Genomic DNA, 3,640 nt, shown 5'->3' on the forward strand with positions numbered 1-3,640 from the left:
CGGTCATCTCCACGACGAGCCGGCCCCCACCCTCGAGCGGCACGCGCATCACGATGCCGCGCCCCTCCTTGGTGACCTCGAGGGGACCGTCACCGGTCCGGGGCTTCATGGCCGCCATAGTCGTACTCCCTCCACACGGTCGTCGGCGGCGCCGGAGCAGGCGCCACCAGCGGTGGGCGTCGTACGCCGCGCGGTGATTCTTCCCCATCCGCCCCCGGCGCACGACACCGGAGCGATCATCGGGCGTGGCGCGCCGGTCGGACGGTCAGGACGCGCCGCTGCGGAAGCACCCCGCGAGGTGCTCGTCGACCATGCCGGTGGCCTGCATCAACGCGTGACAGGTGGTCGGTCCGACGAAGCGCAGGCCCCGCCGGCGCAGCTCCTCGGCCATCGCCCCCGACGCCGGGGTGGTGGCCGCGACGGCGTCGAGGGTCGTCGGCGGGGCGGGCCGCGGGTCGGGCGCGAACGACCACAGCAGCGCGTCCAGCCCGGGGCCGTCGCGCTCGAGCTCGAGCACCGCGCGGGCGTTGGCGATGGCGGCCTCGATCTTGCGCCGGTTCCGGACGATCCCGGGGTCGGTCAGGAGCCGCTCGACGTCGGCGTCGTCGAACCCGGCGACCACCTCGGTGTCGAACCCCGAGAACGCCGTCCGGAACGTGGGGCGCTTGCGCAGGATGATCAGCCACGACAGCCCGGACTGGAACGCCTCGAGGCAGAGCCGCTCGTAGAGCGCGTCGCGGCCGTGCAGCTCGCGGCCCCACTCGGTGTCGTGGTACTCGCGCAGCAGCGGGTCCCCGGCGCCCCAGGGGCAGCGCGCGACGCCGTCGTCGCCGACGACCACACCGCTCACGAGGTGCCCGCCTCGGCCGCGCAGCGCCGCGCGAGGCGGCGCAGCGAGAGCAGGAGCCCGAACCGGAAGAGCGGCGCGACCAGCGGCCAACCCAGCGCACCGAGCACCCCGAGCGGCAGGTCCAGCCGCTCGCCCCACTCGAACCGGGAGGCGCCCGGCCCCCGCTCGATGACGGTGAAGGTGCCGGAGCCGCGCACGACGGCGCCGGTGTGCACGACGGTGGCCCGGTGCGGCGGGTCCCAGCCGACGAGGCGCATCGAGTCGGTGACCCCGAGCGGCCCGATCCCGGTGGTCGCGGCGAGCTCGGACCCGACGCCGACGCCGTCCCCCCGGGTCACGTGGACGGCGGTGCCCAGCATCCACTCGCCCTGGGCCTCCCAGTCGGTCACCGCCTTCCAGACGACGTCCTGGGGCGCGTCGATGTCGACGCCGACGGTGATGTCACGCGTGGCCATGGGCGCTGCCCTCCGTGCCGGACGCGGTGCCCGACGTCGAGGGGACGCCGGCGGTGGGGTCGGTGGGCGTCGGGTCGGACGGCGGGCCGACGACGTCGGTCAGCGGCTCGGCCTCCTCGTCCGCCGCGGGTGACGGCGTGCCCTCGTGGACGGCGAGGCGGGCGCGCAGCGCGTCCACCTCGGCGGCCAGCCGGTCGAGCGCCCAGTCGACCTCGCTCATCCGGTAGCCGCGGAAGGTCTGCTGGAAGCGCAGCCCCCGGACGTCGGCCGCGGTGAGGTCCCGGGCCGGCAGCCGGGTGGGCGTGGCCCCGGGCGGCATCGGCTCGAGCTCCTCCCCCCGCCCGGCCAGCAGCGCCGTCGCGACGTAGACGACCGCCGCGACGACCCCGACGACGAGGACGTAGACCAGCGCGCTCCCCATGGGGTCGATCGTGGCACGGACACCTGACAGCCACGGTCAGGTGCCCAGGGCCGCCCATGGCAGCAACGGCACGTTGCTGGCGTCAGATGCCAGGACGGCGCCGTTCACCCATCGCCGCCGACCCGGCCCCACGACAGCAACGGCACGATCCTGGCGTCAGATGCCAGGACGGCGCCGCTCACCCATCGCCGCCGAGAGCTCCCGGATCGGCGGCCGGTCGCCGGTGGCCACGTCGTGGACCTCGGGCAGCCACTGGCCGGCGACCGGGACGAACTGGGTCAGCGGCCGCGGCCCGTCGTCGAGACCCCCGCACCGGCGCAGGGCGACGTCGAGGACCTCCGCCGCGGTGACCCCGAGCGCCCGCAGACTGCGGTGGCGGTGCTTGCGGACGCCGAGGTCGACCTGGGCGATCGCGTCGAGCCCCCGGGTGCGGTGGGTGTCGAGCAGCAGCCCGAGCTCGACGCCGTACCCGCCGGCGAAGGGCAGCGACTCCAGCAGCGCGCGGGTCGCGGCGTACTCCCCGCCGAGGGGCTGGACGATCCCGGCGAGCTCGGGGCGTAGTGCGGCCAGCGCCGGCCGGGCGACCAGCTCGGTGACCCGCCCGCCGCCGCTGACCAGCACGTCGTGGTCGGAGATCCGCAGCGGGCGGTGGTAGAAGCCCTTGACCAGCTCCACGCCGGGCACGGTGAGCAGCGGCCCGAGCAGCGAGGTGACGAAGCGGTCGTCGACGTCGACCAGGTCGGAGTCGAGGTAGACCACCAGGTCCCCGGTGGTCGCCGCCAGCGCCCGCCAGAGCACCTCCCCCTTGCCCGGCCGTACCTCGACCCCGGGCAGCGCCTCCTCCCGGCTGACCACCCGCGCGCCCGCCGCCCGGGCCCGCGCCGCGGTGGCGTCGATGGAGCCGGAGTCGACGACGACGACCTCGTCGACCAGCGTCCCCAGCAGCGGCGTCACCGCCGCGACGACCCCGGCGACGGTGGCCTCCTCGTCCAGCGCCGGCAGCACCACCGAGACCCGGCGGCCGGCCTTGGCCGCCGCCAGCCCCGTCGTCGTCCACGGCGGGTCGGCCCAGGTCCGGGCGGAGAACCAGGGCTCGTGGCGGGCCGTCACGACGCGCGCGGCAGGGCCGCCGCGACCGCGTCCAGCGCCGCACCCGGCGTCGTCGTGCGGACGAGCGCGTCCAGCGAGGCCGCCGAGACGAAGCCGGTCCCGGTGAGGTCGTCCACCCAGCGCAGCAGCCCCTCGTAGTGGCCGTGGGGGTCGCAGAGCACCACCGGCTTGCTGTGCATCCCGAGGTAGCGCGCCGTCCAGGTCTCGAACAGCTCCTCGAGCGTGCCGAGCCCACCCGGGAGCGCGAGGACGGCGTCGCAGCGCGCGTCCATTTCGGCCTTGCGCTCGCGCATGCCGGCGACGACGACGAGCTCGTCGGACTCGTCGTCGGCGACCTCGCGGTCCACCAGGCCGGTGGGGATGACACCGACGGTGTGCGCGCCGCCGGCCCGCGCGGCGCGCGCCACCTCGCCCATCATCCCGACGCGGCCCCCGCCCGAGACGAGCGTCCAGCCGCGGGCGGCGATCCCGGCACCGACCTCGCCGGCCAGTGCGAGGTGCTCGGGGGCGACCCGGCCGGACGCGCAGAAGACGCAGACCGCGAGGCTCACCGTGCCCCTCTCACCGGGGCTCCGGGCCGGGCTCCGGGTCCGCGACCAGCTCCGCGAAGCCCTTCTCGACGATGGCGACGACGTCGTCCACGTCGTCGGTGACGGTGATGAGATCGACGTCGGAGGGGCTGATGACGCCGTGATCGATCGCGGAGGTGCGCAACCACTCGACGAGCCCGCCCCAGTAGGACGACCCGAGCAGGACGACAGGGAAGCGGGTCACCTTCCCGGTCTGGACGAGGACGAGCGCCTC

The 3,640-nt window shown here is 75.7% G+C and carries 7 protein-coding genes; all 7 read right to left on the reverse strand.

From position 1 onward, the window contains the following. A partial coding sequence (locus VGH76_RS11715; protein ID WP_331556862.1) for a DUF3117 domain-containing protein occupies positions 1 to 118 on the reverse strand: 118 nt, incomplete at its 3' end. Between the two features lie 147 nt (positions 119 to 265). Continuing rightward, entirely contained in the window at positions 266 to 850 is a 585-nt protein-coding gene (locus VGH76_RS11720) for a DNA-3-methyladenine glycosylase I (RefSeq protein ID WP_331556856.1), read from the reverse strand. Next, positions 847 to 1,305 (reverse strand): SRPBCC family protein, encoded by a 459-nt coding sequence (locus tag VGH76_RS11725; protein WP_331556857.1) that lies wholly within the window; start codon positions 1,303 to 1,305, stop codon positions 847 to 849. Before VGH76_RS11725 ends, VGH76_RS11720 begins: the two co-directional genes overlap by 4 nt. Beyond that, positions 1,292 to 1,726: a DivIVA domain-containing protein gene (locus VGH76_RS11730; RefSeq protein WP_331556858.1), complete on the reverse strand. Its 435-nt coding sequence runs from the start codon at positions 1,724 to 1,726 to the stop codon at positions 1,292 to 1,294. Before VGH76_RS11730 ends, VGH76_RS11725 begins: the two co-directional genes overlap by 14 nt. Before the next feature lie 156 nt (positions 1,727 to 1,882). Then, complete coding sequence (locus VGH76_RS11735) at positions 1,883 to 2,836, reverse strand: glucosyl-3-phosphoglycerate synthase (RefSeq protein ID WP_331556859.1); 954 nt, start codon at positions 2,834 to 2,836, stop codon at positions 1,883 to 1,885. After that, a complete protein-coding gene (locus VGH76_RS11740; RefSeq protein WP_331556860.1) occupies positions 2,833 to 3,387 on the reverse strand; it encodes a TIGR00730 family Rossman fold protein in 555 nt (184 codons plus the stop codon). The genes VGH76_RS11735 and VGH76_RS11740 overlap by 4 nt, the downstream gene beginning before the upstream one ends. A gap of 10 nt (positions 3,388 to 3,397) precedes the next feature. Then, positions 3,398 to 3,640, reverse strand: a 243-nt coding sequence (locus VGH76_RS11745; protein ID WP_331556861.1) for an LOG family protein, incomplete at its 5' end; no start/stop codon positions are given.

This window comes from Actinomycetospora sp. (genome assembly GCF_036497585.1).
Classification (GTDB): Bacteria; Actinomycetota; Actinomycetes; order Mycobacteriales; family Pseudonocardiaceae; genus Actinomycetospora.

Coding starts and splice junctions, on each gene's coding strand:
- VGH76_RS11725 (WP_331556857.1), bottom strand. CDS start 1,305: ATGGCCACGCGTGACATCACCGTCGGCGTCGACATCGACGCGCCCCAG.
- VGH76_RS11730 (WP_331556858.1), bottom strand. CDS start 1,726: ATGGGGAGCGCGCTGGTCTACGTCCTCGTCGTCGGGGTCGTCGCGGCG.